Raw genomic sequence first — 14,644 nt, forward strand, 5'->3', positions numbered from 1 at the left:
CGGCCGGCCGCACCGCGGTCGTCGGTCCCGCCCGGCCAGGGGCTGCCGGCGCCCCCGTCGGTCGGGCGGCCGCCGGCCGGCGTCCCCGCGTAGCGGTCGGAGGGGGCCCCGGTGCGGTCGTCGGGGACGCGGCCGTACGGGTCGCGGCCGTGGGCGTCGTGGCCGGGGGTCGGGCGGCCGTAGGGCTCGGAGGCGCCGTCGTCGGTGCCGTGGCGGTGCTGGGTCGAGTGGGTCACGTCGTCCTCCTGCGGCTGGAGCGCGGCCCGGCGGCAGGGCGCCCCGGGCGATGGACCCAGTAGAGACCCCGCGGGTGCACGCACCCAGGACGCAGCCTGGACGTTCCCTATGAACCCCGGCGCGCCGGGTCGGCCTGCTCCGGGACGTCGGGGCCGTCGAGGTCGAGGGTCTCGTGGTCGTCGGCCTCGGGGAGCTCGTCGGCCCGCTCCTCGGCGGGCAGGGCGACCTCGACGGTGGTCCCCCCGCCCGGTGTCGCCACGACGCGGGCGGCGCCGCCGTGCGCCCGCACGAGCGCGGCCACGATGGCGAGGCCGAGCCCGCTGCCGCCCCCGGTGCCGCGGGTGCGCGAGGCGTCCGAGCGGTAGAAGCGCTCGAAGACGCGCTCGGCCTCCTCGGGCGGGATGCCGGCGCCGTGGTCGACGACCTGCCACGTGGCCCAGGCGCCGCCCTCGTGGCGGCGCACGCCCACCCCGATCTCCAGCGGCGTGCCGGCGGGCGTGTGTCGGACGGCGTTGCCGACGAGGTTGGTGAGCACCTGCCGCAGACGGGCGTCGTCGCCCGTCACCGGCGCCGGGGCGGGCGCGGGCGAGCCGTCCAGCCCGACGAGGCGCGCCGGCCGGTCCGGGGCGAGCGCGCGCAGGTCGTGCACGGCGTCGCCCGCGATGACGAGGAGGTCGACGGGGTCCCGGCGCAGGGGCCGCTGCTCGTCGAGGCGGGTGAGGGCCAGGAGGTCCTCGACGAGCGAGCCGAGGCGCGCCGACTCCGTCTCGATGCGGCCGAAGGCGGCCCCGACCTGCTCGGGGTCGCGGACGGCGCCCTGCCGGTGCAGCTCGGCGAACCCGCGGATGGTCGCGAGCGGCGTCCGCAGCTCGTGGCTGGCGTCCGCGACGAAGCGGCGCATGCGCGCCTCGGAGGCCTCGCGCGCGGCGAGGGCGCTCTCGATCCGCTCCAGCATGGCGTTGACGGCGCCGCCGAGGCGGCCCACCTCCGTGCCCGGCCACGCGTCGGGCACCCGCCGGCTCGTGTCGCCGGCGCCGTAGGCCACCGCGACGGCCTCGACCTCCCGCAGGGGCCGCAGCGAGCGGCGGACCGCGACCCGCCCGGCGAGCGCCGCGGCGACGAGCACGGCGAGGGCGACGAGCCAGAAGAGCGCCCGGGTGCGGGCCACGGCGGCGTCGACGCTGCCCAGCGGGTAGCCGATGGAGAGCACGAGATCCTCGCCCGTCGGCCGCCACGTCACGGGCACCGAGACGACGCGCCAGTCGCTGCCGTCCGTGCCCTCGGCCCGGTACGGCTCCCGGTCGCGCTCGCGGGCCTCCTCGAGGTCGACGTCGCCGACCTCGGGACTGCCGACGGCCGGGGCGGCGAGGACGGTCACCTGGCCCGGCACGCCCGTCGACAGGAGGAGCGCGTAGTCCGTGGGAACGGCGGACTCCTCGCCGGCGCGCTGCCGCGCGACGAGCGTCTGGAGGTCGAGCGTGGTGGCGCTCTGCGCGCGCAGCTGGTCGTCGACGTTGCCGACGAGGACGGCGCGCAGGAGCGACGTCGTCGCGACACCGGTGATGAGCAGCGCGAGCAGCAGGAGCGCCGCGACGAGCACGACGAGCTTGGTGCTGAGCGGGAACTGGTCGGCCCAGCGCGCGGCGGGCGGGCGCCGCTCGACGCCGTCGTCGTCGACGACCGGCTGCGGCGGCTCGGCGGGGAGCCGCCGGCGCACCGGCTCGGGCAGGCGCGCGGCCAGCTGGGCGTACCGGGTGGGGCTCACGCCGCCTCGGGGGGCAGCCGCAGCACGTAGCCGACGCCGCGGCGGGTGTGGATGAGCGGGTGCACGGGCTGGCCGTCGAGGCCGGTGCCGGTGTCGACCTTGCGGCGCAGGTAGGAGATGTAGGACTCGACGATGCCCGCCTCGCCGTTGAAGTCGTAGTTCCACACGTGGTCGAGGATCTGCGACTTCGACAGCACCCGGTTGGGGTTGAGCATGAGGTAGCGCAGCAGCTTGAACTCGGTGGGGGAGAGCTCGACGTCGCGCCCGCCGCGGCGCACCTCGTGGCTGTCCTCGTCCATCTCCAGGTCGGCGAAGACGAGCCGCCCCGGCGCCGCGGCGGCGCCGCCGCCCGTCCGCCGCAGGATGGCGCGGATGCGGGCCACGACCTCCTCGAGGCTGAACGGCTTGGTGACGTAGTCGTCGCCGCCGACGGTGAGGCCCTGCACCCGGTCGGCGAGGTCGTCCTTCGCGGTGAGGAAGAGGACGGGGGTGTCACGGCCGCGCTCGCGCAGCCGCTTGGTGACGGCGAACCCGTCGAGGTCCGGCATCATCACGTCGAGGACGAGCAGGTCCGGGCGCACGCGCTCGGCCTGGCGCAGCGCCTCGTGCCCGTCCTCCGCCGTGTGCACCTCGAACCCGGCGAAGCGGAGCGAGGTGGACAGCAGCTCGCGGATGTTCGGCTCGTCGTCGACGACGAGGAGCCGCGCCTCGGCCGGTCCTGTGCTCATGCCCGCCAGTGTGCGCGCCCGGCCTGGCGGGCACCTCCCCCTCGCCTGGGAGTCGCCTGTGCGTCCGCTGCGGGTCGCGCCGGGCGGGCTTCAGCGCGGGAGCGCGACCTCGACCGTCGTCGCGCCCGCCTCCGCCAGCGCGAGGTCGGCGCCGGCGCCCCGGTGCGTCAGCCGGTAGTCGCCGAGGTGCCCCGCGACGCCGACGCGACCCTCGCCGTCGGTGCGCAGCGTCGTGGGCGGCAGCCACCACTCGCCGCGCACGAGGTCGCGCAGGGCGTCGTAGGACGGCTTCGTCGTCCCGTCCGCGCGCACGAGGCCCACGGGTGCGCCGAGCCAGGCGCCCTCGTCCGTCAGCCCCCAGTAGGTGATGGCCTCGACGGCGGGGTGCGAGGCGAGGGTGCGGTAGTGGCGCACCAGCTCGTCCGCCTGCCGCTCCTCGCCCTCGGGCGTCGAGGGCCACGAGGCGGGCCGGAAGTCGTTGAGGTCCTCGACCTCGGGGGGCATGAGGTCGCCGGACAGCAGGGTCGACTCGGTCATGTGGATCGGCAGGCCGAAGCGCGCGAAGCGGTCGAGGACCTCGAGCGTGCGCTCCTCGCCCCAGTACCCCTGGTGCATGTGGCTCTGCAGGCCGAGCGCGTCCACCTGCACGCCCGCCTCGAGCACGCCCTCGACCAGGCACTCGTAGGCCGTCGACATGTCGAAGTCGTTGAGCAGCAGGGTCGCTCGCGGGTTCGCCCCCCGCGCCTCCTCGAAGGCCATCCGGACCGTCGCGATGCGCCCGCGCTCGCGGCACAGCCGGGTGATGCCGTTGGTGCGCTCCTCGTTCGCGAACACCGGCATGATCACCACCTCGTTGATGGCGTCCCAGGCGTCGACGAGGCCCGCGAAGTCGCCGACCTCACGGCGGATCCGGGCGCGCTGGGCCTCCTCGACCTCGTCGGTCGGCAGGTCGCGCAGCCAGTCGGCCGTCAAGGTGTGCCACACGAGCGGGTGGCCCTTGAGCCGGACCCCGCGGTCGGCGAGCCACCGGGCGGTGCGCTGGAGCCGCGCGGTGTCGGGCCGGCCGCGGACCGGCTCGAAGCCGCCCCAGTAGAAGGGCAGCGTGGCGGTGTCGTAGAGCCCGAGGAAGAGCTCGGCGAGGTGCGCGCCCCGCGACGGCGCGGCGCCGCCGAAGGGGCTGCCGGTGTCGGCCTCCTCCTCGCCGTTCGCGAAGCCGACGAGGTCGAAGCCGATGTTTCCCAGCGCCAGCGCGGGGCGGACCTGCTCGACGACGACGTCGGCGTGGGCGAGCGGCGCGCCGTCCGCGTCGCGCACCGCGAGCACGGCGTCGGTGCGGCGGTGGGCGAGCGAGGCGTCCGGGGCGGGGGAGCGGTGCGGGGCGGGCACGGCGGCCTCCTCGTCGTCGGGGCGGGCGGGTCGGGCGCGGCTGCCGGCCGGGCCCGTGGTCACAGGCGGCGCGTCGAGCCGCGGACGACGAGCTCGGTGGGCAGGCGGACGTGCGTGCCGCCGTCGGGCGCCTCGTCGGGCGAGCCCGTGAGGCGGCGCACGAGGAGCTCCACGGCCGCGGTGCCCATCGCCTGCATCGGCTGGGCCACGGTCGTCAGGGGCGGCTGCGCCAGCGCCGCCTCGGGGACGTTGTCGAAACCGACGACGGACAGGTCGCCCGGCACCGACAGCCCCAGGTCGCGGGCGACCTCCATGGTGGCGATGGCGGAGACGTCGTTGGCGGCGAAGACGGCGGTCGGGCGGTCCGGTCCCGTGAGGAGCTCCCGGGCGGGCTCCTGGGTCGTCTGCGGGCGGTAGCCGGCGACCCGCACGAGCGCGGGGTCGACGGGCACCCCGGCCTCGGCCATCGCCGAGCGGAACCCCTCCTCGCGCAGCCGCGCGGACTCCAGGCCCGGGCGGCCGCCGAGGAAGGCGATGCGCCGGTGCCCGAGCTCCAGGAGGTGCTCGGTCGCGAGGCAGGCCCCGCGCACGTTGTCGGCGTCGACCGTCGGCACGTCGCTCGGCCCGGCGTGGGGGTCGATCGCGACGACGGGCACGCCGCCGGGAGCGCCCACCACGGTCGGCGTCACGAGGACGGCTCCGTCGATGAGCGTGCCGCCGAGCCGGGACAGGGAGCGGCGCTCCCAGCCGGCGTCCTCCTCGGCCCGCCCGCCGCCCGCGTAGGCCAGCACCTCGTACCCCGTGCCCGCGACGGCCCGGGCCGCGCCCTTGAGGATCTCGGTGCTGAAGGGCTCGAACTCGGCGACGAGGATGCCGAGCACGCCCGTGCGGTGGCTGCGCAGGCTGCGCGCGACGAGGCTCGTCTCGTAGCCGACCTCGGCGATGACGCCCCGGACGCGCTCGACGGTGCCGGCGGCGACGCCGTACCGGCCGTTCACCACCTTGGACACCGTCGCCACGGACACGCCCGCGAGGCGCGCGACGTCCGTGATCGTCACGCGCGGGGGGTCAGCGGGCGTCGTCGCGCGCTGCCAGAGGTCGGTCACGGCCGAACAGTAGCGTTCCGCCTCGGCGTCGAAACCGTTATCGACAACGTTTGACATCCTCTCGGGGCCCGTCGCATGCTCGCCGCGCTCCTCCACCGGTCGACGACGACGAAGGACATGCACCCCATGGCGAGGAACCGAGCCCTCACGGCCGTCGCGCTCCTGGCGACCGCCACCGCGCTGACCGCCTGCGGCGGCGGCGACTCCGGCGGCGGCGACGCCGACGGCAGCACGCTCACCTGGTGGCACAACTCGAACACCGACCCCGGCAAGGCCTACTACGAGCAGGTCGCGGCCGACTTCGAGGCCGCCAACCCGGGCACGACGATCGAGATCAGCGCCCTGGCGCACGAGGACATGCTCACGAGGCTGGACGCCGCCTTCCAGACCGGCGACACCCCTGACGTGTACATGGAGCGCGGGGGCGGCGAGCTCGCCGACCACGTCGAGGCGGGCCTGACCATGGACCTGTCCGACGAGCTCCCCGAGACGATCGAGACCGTCGGCAGCTCGGTCAACGGCTGGCAGATCGACGGCCGCACGTACGCCCTGCCGTTCTCGGTCGGCGTCGTCGGGTTCTGGTACAACACCGACCTCTTCGAGCAGGCGGGCATCACCGAGCCGCCGCAGACGATGGAGGAGCTCGACGCCGCGGTCCAGGCCCTCAAGGACGCGGGGATCCAGCCCATCTCCGTGGGCGCCGGCGACAAGTGGCCGGCCGCGCACTACTGGTACTACACGGCGCTGCGCGAGTGCGGCCAGGACGTCCTCGAGGACGCCGTCACCTCCCTCGACTTCTCCGACCCGTGCTTCGTCGCGGCGGGAGAGGACCTCCAGGAGCTCGTCGAGACCGAGCCGTTCAACGAGGGCTTCCTCGCCACCCCGGCGCAGCAGGGCCCCGCGAGCGCCTCGGGCCTGCTCGCCACCGAGCAGGTCGCCATGGAGCTGGCCGGCCACTGGGAGCCCGGCGTCATGCAGGGCCTCACCGAGGACAACGAGGGCCTGGGCGAGAAGACGGGCTGGTTCCCGTTCCCGACCGTCGCGGGCGGCGCGGGCGACCCCGAGGCCGCCCTCGGCGGCGGCGACGCGTGGGCGTGCGCGGCCGACGCGCCCCCGGTGTGCGTCGACTTCCTCGACCACCTCCTGTCCGACGAGGTCCAGACGGGCTTCGCCGAGCGCGACATGGGGCTGCCGACCAACCCGGCCGCCAACGACGCCGTCTCGGACCCGGCCCTCGCCGACCTGCTCGAGTACCGCGACAGCGCGCCCTACGTGCAGCTCTACTTCGACACCGCCTTCGGCGAGAACGTCGGCGGGGCGATGAACGACGAGATCGCGCTGCTCTTCGCCGGGCAGGCGAGCCCCCAGGACGTCGTCGACGCGGTCCAGGCCGCGGCCGGCACCGCCTGATCGGGAGGCGGACGACGTGACCCCCCGCCCCACGGGCGCCGACGTCGCCGCCTCCCCCCGCGGTGCCGCGGGCGCCGCCGACCGGCCCGACCGGTCGGCGGCGCCCGCGCGCCCGTCGGGGGGCGGTCGGCGGCGCTCGTCCTCGCGGCTCTCCGCGAGGACGCGCACGCGCCTCGAGATCGCCTTCTTCACCGGCCCGGCGCTCGTCCTGCTCGGCCTGTTCATCGTGGTCCCGGTGCTGCAGGCCGTCCGCTACTCGGTCTTCGACTGGAACGGCCTCGGCCCGCTCGACGACTTCGTCGGGCTCGACAACTACGCGCGGGCCCTCGGCGACACCGTCTTCACCGGCGCGGTGGTGAACAACTTCGTCATCATCGCGCTGTCCATCGCGATCCAGCTGCCGCTGGGCCTCGCGATCGCGCTCCTGCTCAACCGGGACATCCGCGGCCGCGGCTTCCTGCGCGTCGTCATCTTCATGCCGTACGTCCTCGCCGAGGTCGTCGCCGGCGTGGTGTGGGTGCTGCTCCTGCAGCCGAACGGCCTCGTCGACGCCGTCGTCGAGGGCGTCGGGCTCGGGGGCCTGACCCAGCTGTGGCTGGGCGACCCCGACATCGCCCTCGGCACCGTGATGGTCGTCCTCACGTGGAAGTACCTCGGCCTCGCGGTCATCCTCTTCCTCGCCGGCCTGCAGGGCGTCCCCGAGGACGTCTACGAGGCCGCGCAGCTCGACGGCGCCTCGTGGTGGCAGGTCCAGCGCCGGGTCACCATCCCGCTGCTCGGGCCGACGATCCGCACCTGGGGCTTCCTGTCGATGATCGGCTCGCTCCAGCTCTTCGACATGGTGTGGATCCTCACCGGCGGCGGCCCCGCCAACTCGACGGTGACGATGGCGATCTACCTCATCAACCAGGGCACCGAGCGCGGGCTGTACGGCTACGCCTCCGCCGTCGCGGTCCTGCTCTTCGTCATCTCGCTCGTGCTCGCCGTCCTGTACCAGACCTTCGTCCTGCGCCGCGACAACGAGGTGGCGCCGAAGCCGAGGAGGGCCGCGCGATGAGCGCCCCCACGACGACGCCCGCCCCCGGGCGCCCCGTCCCGCTGCAGCCCGAGCCCCGCCGCCGCGGTCGCCGTCGCTCCTTCGGCGGCGGCGGGCCCCTCGTCTACGCCGTCGCCGCGCTCGTGGTCGTCGTGACGGTCGCCCCCGTGGCCTACGCCTTCCTCGGCGGCTTCCGCTCCAACGCGCAGCTCGCCGCGGACCCGGTGGGCCTGCCCAGCCCGTGGGTCGTCGACAACTACGTCGCCGTGCTGACGTCGGCGAGCTTCTGGCGCTACACGCTGAACTCCACGCTCGTCGCGCTCATCACGACGGTCGTCGTCTCGGTGCTCGGCGTCATGGCGGCCTACCCGCTGGCCCGCTACCGGTTCAAGGGGCGCGAGGCGCTGGCGCTCGTCTTCACCCTCGGGCTGCTCTTCCCGCTGACCGTGGCGATCATCCCGCTGTTCCTGCTCGTCCGGGACCTCCAGCTCACCAACACGGTGTGGGGCGTCGCGCTCCCGCAGGCCGCCTTCGCGCTGCCGCTGACGGTCGTCATCCTGCGGCCGTTCCTCGCGGCGCTGCCGAAGGAGCTCGAGGAGGCGGCCGCCATCGACGGCGCCTCGCGCATCGGCTTCTTCTGGCGCGTGCTGCTGCCGCTGTCGGGGCCGGGGCTCGTGACGGTCGGCGTCCTGGCGTTCGTCGCGTCGTGGAACGCCTACCTGCTGCCGCTGCTCGTGCTGTCCGACCCGGCGTCCCAGACGCTGCCGCTCGGCGTGGCGAGCTTCTCCACGCAGTACGCGCAGGACACTGCAGGGGTCCTCGCCTTCACGTCCCTCGCCATGATCCCGGCGCTCGTCTTCTTCCTGGCCATGCAGCGACGCATCGTCAACGGCCTGCAGGGCGCCGTGAAGGGCTGAGGAGCCGTACCGTCGCGCCCCGCCCCACCCCTCCGGAAGGACCCCATGAGCACCGACACCACGCCCTCCGCCAGCACCGCCGACGTCCCGGCGTCGCCCCGCGTGGAGGAGCTCCTGGCGTCCCTGACGCTCGAGGAGAAGCTCGCCCAGCTCGTCGGCCTCTGGGAGGGCAAGGGCGGGGACGGCGAGGGCGGCGACGTCGCGCCCATGCAGGACGCCATGCAGTCCGAGGACGCCGAGTTCGAGTCCTTCGCCGCCCGCGGGCTCGGGCAGCTGACGCGCCCCTTCGGCACGGCGCCCGTCGACCCGGTGGCCGGCGCGCGCACGCTCGCGGCGCGCCAGCGGTGGCTCGTCGAGAGCACCCGCCCCGGCATCCCCGCGCTCGTCCACGAGGAGTGCCTCACGGGGCTGGCGGCCTGGAAGGCCACCACCTTCCCGGCGCCGCTGACGTGGGGGGCCACCTTCCACCCCGAGCTCGTGGAGGAGATGGGCGCCGCCATCGGGGAGTCGATGCGCTCCCTCGGCGTCCACCAGGGCCTCGCGCCGGTGCTGGACGTCGTCCGCGACGCCCGGTGGGGCCGCGTCGAGGAGTGCATCGCCGAGGACCCGTACGTCGTCGGCACGGTCGCGACGGCGTACGTCCGCGGCGTGCAGTCGACCGGCGTCGTCGCGACGCTCAAGCACTTCGTCGGGTACTCGAACAGCCGAGCGGGGCGCAACCTCGCGCCCGTGCACGCCGGGCCGCGCGAGGTCGCCGACGTCCTTCTGCCGCCGTTCGAGATGGCCGTCCTCGACGGCGGCGTCGACTCGGTCATGAACTCCTACGCGGAGGTCGACGGCGTCCCCGTCGCGGCCGACACGTCGCTGCTCACCGACCTGCTGCGCGGGCAGTGGGGCTTCACGGGCACCGTCGTCGCCGACTACTTCGCGGTCGCCTTCCTGCAGTCGCTGCACGGCGTGGCCGGCGATCCCGGCGACGCCGCGGCCCAGGCGCTGGCGGCCGGCATCGACGTGGAGCTGCCCACGGGCACGGCCTACCTCGAGCCGCTGGCGGCCCGCATCCGCGACGGGCTCACCGACGAGGCGCTCGTCGACCGGGCGCTGCGCCGGGTGCTCGCGCAGAAGGAGCGCCTCGGCCTGCTCGACGCGACCTTCGACCCCGACGCCGTCGGCGAGGTCGACCTCGACCCGCCCGCCCACCGCGACCTCGCCCGCCGCATCGCCGAGGAGGGCGTGGTCCTCCTCTCCAACGACGGCGTGCTGCCGCTCGACCCGGCCGCGGAGCGCCGCGTCGCCGTCGTCGGGCCCAACGCCGACGAGGTGCCGGCGCTGTTCGGCTGCTACAGCTTCGCCAACCACGTGCTGGCCCAGCACCCGGGCGTCGAGCTGGGGCTCGACGCGCCGTCGCTGCTCGCGGCGCTGCGCGGCGAGCTCACCGGCGCGACGACGACCTACGCCCGCGGCTGCGACGTCGACACGGCCGACGCCTCGGGGATCGCCGCGGCGGTCGAGGAGGCGCAGGGGGCCGACGTCGTCGTCGCCGTCCTCGGCGACCGCGCGGGGCTCTTCGGCCGCGGCACGTCGGGGGAGGGGTGCGACGCCGAGTCGCTCGACCTGCCCGGCGTCCAGCGCGAGCTGCTCGAGGCCCTGCTCGACACCGGTCGGCCCGTCGTCGCGGTGCTGCTCACCGGCCGCCCCTACGCCGTCGACTGGGCGCTGGACCGCTGCGCCGCCGTCGTGCAGGCCTTCTTCCCGGGCCAGGAGGGCGGCGGCGCCGTCGCGGGCGTGCTCTCCGGCCGGGTCAACCCGTCGGGGCGCCTGCCCGTCTCGCTGCCCCGCTCGGTGGGCGCGCAGCCGTACTCCTACCTGCACCCGAAGCTGGGCGCCGCGAGCTCGGTGAGCAACATCGACACCAAGCCCGTGCGGCCCTTCGGCTTCGGCCTGTCGTACACGACGTTCGAGCGCAGCGACCTGCGCGTCGCGCAGACCGAGGTGCCCACGGACGGCGCCCTCCAGGTGTCGGTGACGGTCCGCAACACCGGGGACCGCGCGGGTGCCGACGTCGTCCAGCTGTACGCGAGCGACCCGGTCGCCTCCGTCACGCGGCCGATCACCCAGCTGCTCGGCTACGCGCGGGTGGAGCTGGAGGCCGGGCAGGCCGCCGAGGTCGTCCTCGACGTCCCGACGACCCGCGTGGCCTTCACCGACCGCTCGATGACCCGCGTCGTCGAGCCCGGCGCCCTCGAGCTGCGCGTCGGCCCGTCGTGCGCGGACGTCGAGCTCACCGCGCAGGTCGAGCTCACCGGTGCCGCGCACCCGGTCACCACCGCCGACCGCCGCGTCGTCGGCGTGGACGTCGTCCCGCCCTGACGCCGGCGAAGGTGGACCTCGTGGGGCGGCACGCCGTCGCCTGCCCCACGAGGTCGACCACGGTGACGGTGGTGGGCCGCGTGGGGCGGGCTGTCGCGGTGGCGCGCACAGGCGGACGGGCGAGGCCGGCCGTCCACCGGTGACGCGGTCGGCGCCGTCCGGCAGCGACGGACCGGGACGCTCCCGGTCGTGGACGTCCGTGCCCTGCACCCCTCAGCCCGGACGGCGCTCCCCGCGCTCGAGCGCTCGCCGCCGGCCAGGACGGCGTCGTCACCCGCCGCGACGTGCTGGCGGCGGGCGCGTCGGTGGAGACGGTCCGGACGATGGTCCGCCGGCAGGAGTGGCGCCGGCTCCTCCCCGGCGTCCTGCTCGTCGAGACGCACCGCCAGGGGCTCGCCCTCCAGCGGTCGTGGGCTCGCGCCGCCGTGCTGGCGGTCGAGGGGGCGGTGGTGGCGGGCCCCACCGCGGCGGTGCTGCACGGCCTTCCGCCCGGGCCGCCGACGAGCCGGGTGCACGTCGCCCGGCGTGCGCCCGTCCAGGTGGGGTCGCGGCCCCTCGTCGTCCACCGGTGGGACCCGCCGGTCGACCACGTGGTCGACCTGGACGGGCTGCCGGCGACCTCGCGGGTCCGCACCGTGGCGGACCTGGTGCCGCGCCTCGAGCGCCCGGACGCGCTCGCGCTCCTGGACGGCCTCCTCCGCAGCGGCGACGCCGAGGAGCTCGTCGCGGCGTCGCTCCTCTGCGCGGGCCGGCCCGGCGCCGCCGGCGTCGGCGACCTGTGGGCGATCGCCGACGCCCGGGCGGAGTCGGTGCTCGAGAGCCGCGTCCGCCTGCGATGCCACGACGGCGGCGTCCCACCGGACGACCTCCAGGTCGAGGTCCGCGACGAGCACGGCGTGCTCCTGGCGCGCGGCGACATGGCGTTCCGCCGTCGTCGGAGCGAGCGTCGAGGACTCCTGCTGCTGGAGGCGGACGGCGCGGACCCCCACTCGACGCCGAGGCCGTCTACCGCGACCGGTGGCGCAGCAACACCCTCGTCGCCCTCGGCCACGACGTGGTGCGGTGCACGTGGCGGGACACGCTCGCGCCGTCCGTGGTCCGGGGCCTCGTGCGGCGAGCGCTGTGACCGCGGAGGTCGACGCTCGGCGACCACCGACCGCCAGCGGAGCGACGGCCCGCGCCCACGAGGTCCACCATCGCCGTCGCGGTGGACCTCGTGGGCCGGGCGACGGCGTGTCGTCCCACGAGATCCACCACGAAGGTGGCGTCTCCCACGAGGTCCACCACCGAGGTGGGCGGGGCCTCGCGCCGTCAGGCGCCGTCGGCCTCCAGCGAGCCGGCGAGGACGTCGTCGCCGTCGAGGATCCGGTAGGCGTAGCCCTGCTCGGCGAGGAAGCGCTGCCGGTGGGCGGCGAAGTCCTGGTCGAGGGTGTCGCGGGAGACGACGGTGTAGAAGCGGGCGGTGCGCCCGTCGCCCTTGGGGCGCAGCAGGCGACCGAGGCGCTGCGCCTCCTCCTGCCGGGAGCCGAAGGACCCGCTGACCTGCACGGCCACGGACGCCTCGGGCAGGTCGATGGAGAAGTTGGCCACCTTGGAGACGACGAGCACGTGCAGCTCGCCCTCGCGGAAGGCCTGGAAGAGGCGCTGGCGCTCGGCCACCGACGTCTCCCCCTTGATGACGGGCGCGCCGAGGCGCTCGCCGAGGTCGTCGAGCTGGTCGATGTACTGGCCGATGACGAGCACCTGCTCGCCCTTGCTCGCCTCGACGACGCGCTGGACGACGCGGGTCTTGGACTCCGTCGTCGCGCACAGCCGGTAGCGCTCGTCCGGCTCCGCGGTCGCGTAGAGGAGGCGCTCGCTGTCGGGCAGCGTCACCCGCACCTCGACGCAGTCGGCCGGGGCGATGTAGCCCTGCGACTCGATGTCCTTCCACGGCGCGTCGTAGCGCTTGGGCCCGATGAGGGAGAAGACCTCGCCCTCGCGGCCGTCCTCGCGCACGAGCGTCGCCGTCAACCCGAGCCGGCGGCGGGCCTGGAGGTCCGCCGTCATGCGGAAGATCGGCGCCGGCAGGAGGTGGACCTCGTCGTAGACGATGAGCCCCCAGTCACGGGCGTCGAGCAGCTCCAGGTGCGGGTAGACGCCCTTCCGGCGCGTCGTCAGCACCTGGTAGGTGGCGATGGTGACCGGGCGCACCTCCTTGCGGGTGCCCGAGTACTCGCCGATCTCGTCCTCGGTGAGGGACGTCCGCTTGACCAGCTCGTCCTTCCACTGCCGCGCGGACACGGTGTTGGTCACGAGGATGAGCGTCGTCGCGCGGGCCTTGGCCATCGCCCCGGCGCCGACGAGCGTCTTGCCCGCCCCGCAGGGGAGGACGACGACGCCCGAGCCGCCGTCCCAGAACCCGTCGACGGCCTCGGCCTGGTACGGCCTCAGGTCCCAGCCGCTCGTGTCGAGGTCGATGGGGTGCGCCTCGCCGTCGACGTACCCGGCCAGGTCCTCGGCGGGCCAGCCCAGCTTGAGCAGCACCTGCTTGAGGTTGCCGCGCTCGCTGGGGTGGACGGCGACGGTCGCCTCGTCGATGCGCTCGCCGACGAGCGGGGCGACCTTCTTGCTCCGCAGCACCTCCTCGAGCACCGGCACGTCCGTGGCGTGCAGGACGAGGCCGTGGCCGGGGGCGTCGACGAGCTGGAGGCGGCCGTAGCGGTCCATCGTCTCGGCGACGTCGACGAGCAGCGCGTGCGGCACCGGGTAGCGCGAGTGCTCGAGCAGGACGTCGACGACCTGCTCGGCGTCGTGGCCCGCGGCCCGGGCGTTCCACAGGCCCAGCGGCGTGAGCCGGTAGGTGTGGACGTGCTCGGGGGCGCGCTCGAGCTCGGCGAAGGGCGCGATGGCCTTGCGGCAGGCCGGCGCGTCGGGGTGGTCGACCTCGAGCAGGAGGGTCTTGTCGCTCTGGACGATGAGGGGGCCGTCGCTCACGGGCGTCCTTCCGGTGCTGCTGGGGACGGTGCTGGACGTGCCGGCGTGCGGGGGGCCGGCGGCTGCAGGGTCCAACCGCCGCGCGCCGCCCGTCCTTCCCGTCGACCGGACGGGACCGGCCCGGCGCGGGAGGTCCCGTCGGGGGAGGGCTAGAAGCCCCCGGCCCCGGCGCTGATGAGCCCGCCGCCGATGACGAGGACGAGCACGAGCGCCAGGACGGCGAGCACGACGACGGCCGCGATGACGCCGGCGAAGACGAGCCAGCCCGTGCGCGTGAGCCGCTCCGCGCGCGCCCGGTCGGTGGACGCGCTGGTGGCGGCGACGACGCCGATGACGAGCGCCGGCACCCCGGCGAGGGTCGCGACGCCCGTGAAGACGGCGAGGCCGGAGACGACCAGCAGGACGAGCGTCGACGTCGGCAGCCCGCCGCCGGGCGGCGTCCCCCCGTCGTACCGGCTGTCGCCGTGGTCCCCGCCGTAGCGCGCCACCTCGGAGCCCCCGCCCCAGCGCCCCTGCCCGGAGTACCCACGCTCGGAGTAGCCCGGCTCGGAGTACCTCGGGTCGGAGGCTCCCGTGTACGTGCGCCCCGGGTCCGAGCGCCAGGGGTCCGGGCTCGGCGGCGGAGGGGGCGGGCCGCCGGCGTCGCGGCTCCACGCGGAGGCCCTCCCGCCGTCCCTCTCGCCGACCCCCTGCTGCGGCGCGCCGGCCGCCCC

The 14,644-nt window shown here is 75.5% G+C and carries 9 protein-coding genes and 2 pseudogenes; 4 read left to right on the plus strand and 7 right to left on the minus strand.

The window, feature by feature from the left end; genetic code table 11:
• From HLB09_RS05065 to HLB09_RS05085, 5 genes and pseudogenes are all read right to left on the minus strand, one after another.
• Positions 1-236 (minus strand): annotated as a pseudogene (locus HLB09_RS05065) (hypothetical protein); the annotation flags it as partial.
• A gap of 107 nt (positions 237-343) precedes the next feature.
• Positions 344-2,002: a sensor histidine kinase gene (locus HLB09_RS18295; RefSeq protein WP_212770578.1), complete on the minus strand. Its 1,659-nt coding sequence runs from the start codon at positions 2,000-2,002 to the stop codon at positions 344-346.
• Positions 1,999-2,730 (minus strand): response regulator transcription factor, encoded by a 732-nt coding sequence (locus HLB09_RS05075; RefSeq protein ID WP_171202321.1) that lies wholly within the window; start codon positions 2,728-2,730, stop codon positions 1,999-2,001. Before HLB09_RS05075 ends, HLB09_RS18295 begins: the two co-directional genes overlap by 4 nt.
• A gap of 90 nt (positions 2,731-2,820) precedes the next feature.
• A complete protein-coding gene (locus HLB09_RS05080; RefSeq protein WP_171202322.1) occupies positions 2,821-4,116 on the minus strand; it encodes an endo-1,4-beta-xylanase in 1,296 nt (431 codons plus the stop codon).
• A 59-nt stretch (positions 4,117-4,175) separates the two neighbouring features.
• Positions 4,176-5,222 carry a LacI family DNA-binding transcriptional regulator gene (locus tag HLB09_RS05085; protein WP_212770579.1) on the minus strand — a complete coding sequence of 349 codons (1,047 nt, stop codon included), beginning with the start codon at positions 5,220-5,222 and terminating at the stop codon, positions 4,176-4,178.
• 126 nt (positions 5,223-5,348) lie between these two features.
• On the opposite strand from HLB09_RS05085, the gene HLB09_RS05090 reads away from it, so the two are divergent.
• From HLB09_RS05090 to HLB09_RS05105, 4 genes are read left to right on the plus strand one after another with little or no spacing between them, the layout of a single operon-like run.
• Complete coding sequence (locus HLB09_RS05090; protein WP_171202330.1) at positions 5,349-6,632, plus strand: extracellular solute-binding protein; 1,284 nt, start codon at positions 5,349-5,351, stop codon at positions 6,630-6,632.
• 16 nt (positions 6,633-6,648) lie between these two features.
• A complete protein-coding gene (locus HLB09_RS19785; RefSeq protein WP_171202324.1) occupies positions 6,649-7,689 on the plus strand; it encodes a carbohydrate ABC transporter permease in 1,041 nt (346 codons plus the stop codon).
• Entirely contained in the window at positions 7,686-8,585 is a 900-nt protein-coding gene (locus HLB09_RS05100) for a carbohydrate ABC transporter permease (protein WP_171202325.1), read from the plus strand. The genes HLB09_RS19785 and HLB09_RS05100 overlap by 4 nt, the downstream gene beginning before the upstream one ends.
• Before the next feature lie 45 nt (positions 8,586-8,630).
• The gene (locus HLB09_RS05105; RefSeq protein WP_171202326.1) at positions 8,631-10,955 is read left to right on the plus strand and encodes a beta-xylosidase/alpha-l-arabinosidase; all 2,325 of its coding nucleotides are present in this window, start codon (positions 8,631-8,633) and stop codon (positions 10,953-10,955) included.
• Positions 10,956-12,266: 1,311 nt separating this feature from the next.
• Here the strand turns inward: HLB09_RS05105 and HLB09_RS05110 are convergent.
• On the minus strand, positions 12,267-13,931 hold the full coding sequence (locus tag HLB09_RS05110; RefSeq protein ID WP_171202327.1) for a DNA repair helicase XPB: 1,665 nt from the start codon (positions 13,929-13,931) through the stop codon (positions 12,267-12,269).
• A gap of 149 nt (positions 13,932-14,080) precedes the next feature.
• Positions 14,081-14,644 (minus strand): annotated as a pseudogene (locus tag HLB09_RS17725) (hypothetical protein); the annotation flags it as partial.

The organism is Pseudokineococcus marinus, from assembly GCF_013004605.1.
Classification (GTDB): Bacteria; Actinomycetota; Actinomycetes; order Actinomycetales; family Quadrisphaeraceae; genus Pseudokineococcus; species Pseudokineococcus marinus.

What these genes read in the sequence shown, in the direction of transcription:
- HLB09_RS05075 (WP_171202321.1), bottom strand. Translation starts at nt 2,730, where the DNA reads ATGAGCACAGGACCGGCCGAGGCGCGGCTCCTCGTCGTCGACGACGAG.
- HLB09_RS05090 (WP_171202330.1), top strand. Translation starts at nt 5,349, where the DNA reads ATGGCGAGGAACCGAGCCCTCACGGCCGTCGCGCTCCTGGCGACCGCC.
- HLB09_RS05100 (WP_171202325.1), top strand. Translation starts at nt 7,686, where the DNA reads ATGAGCGCCCCCACGACGACGCCCGCCCCCGGGCGCCCCGTCCCGCTG.
- HLB09_RS05105 (WP_171202326.1), top strand. Translation starts at nt 8,631, where the DNA reads ATGAGCACCGACACCACGCCCTCCGCCAGCACCGCCGACGTCCCGGCG.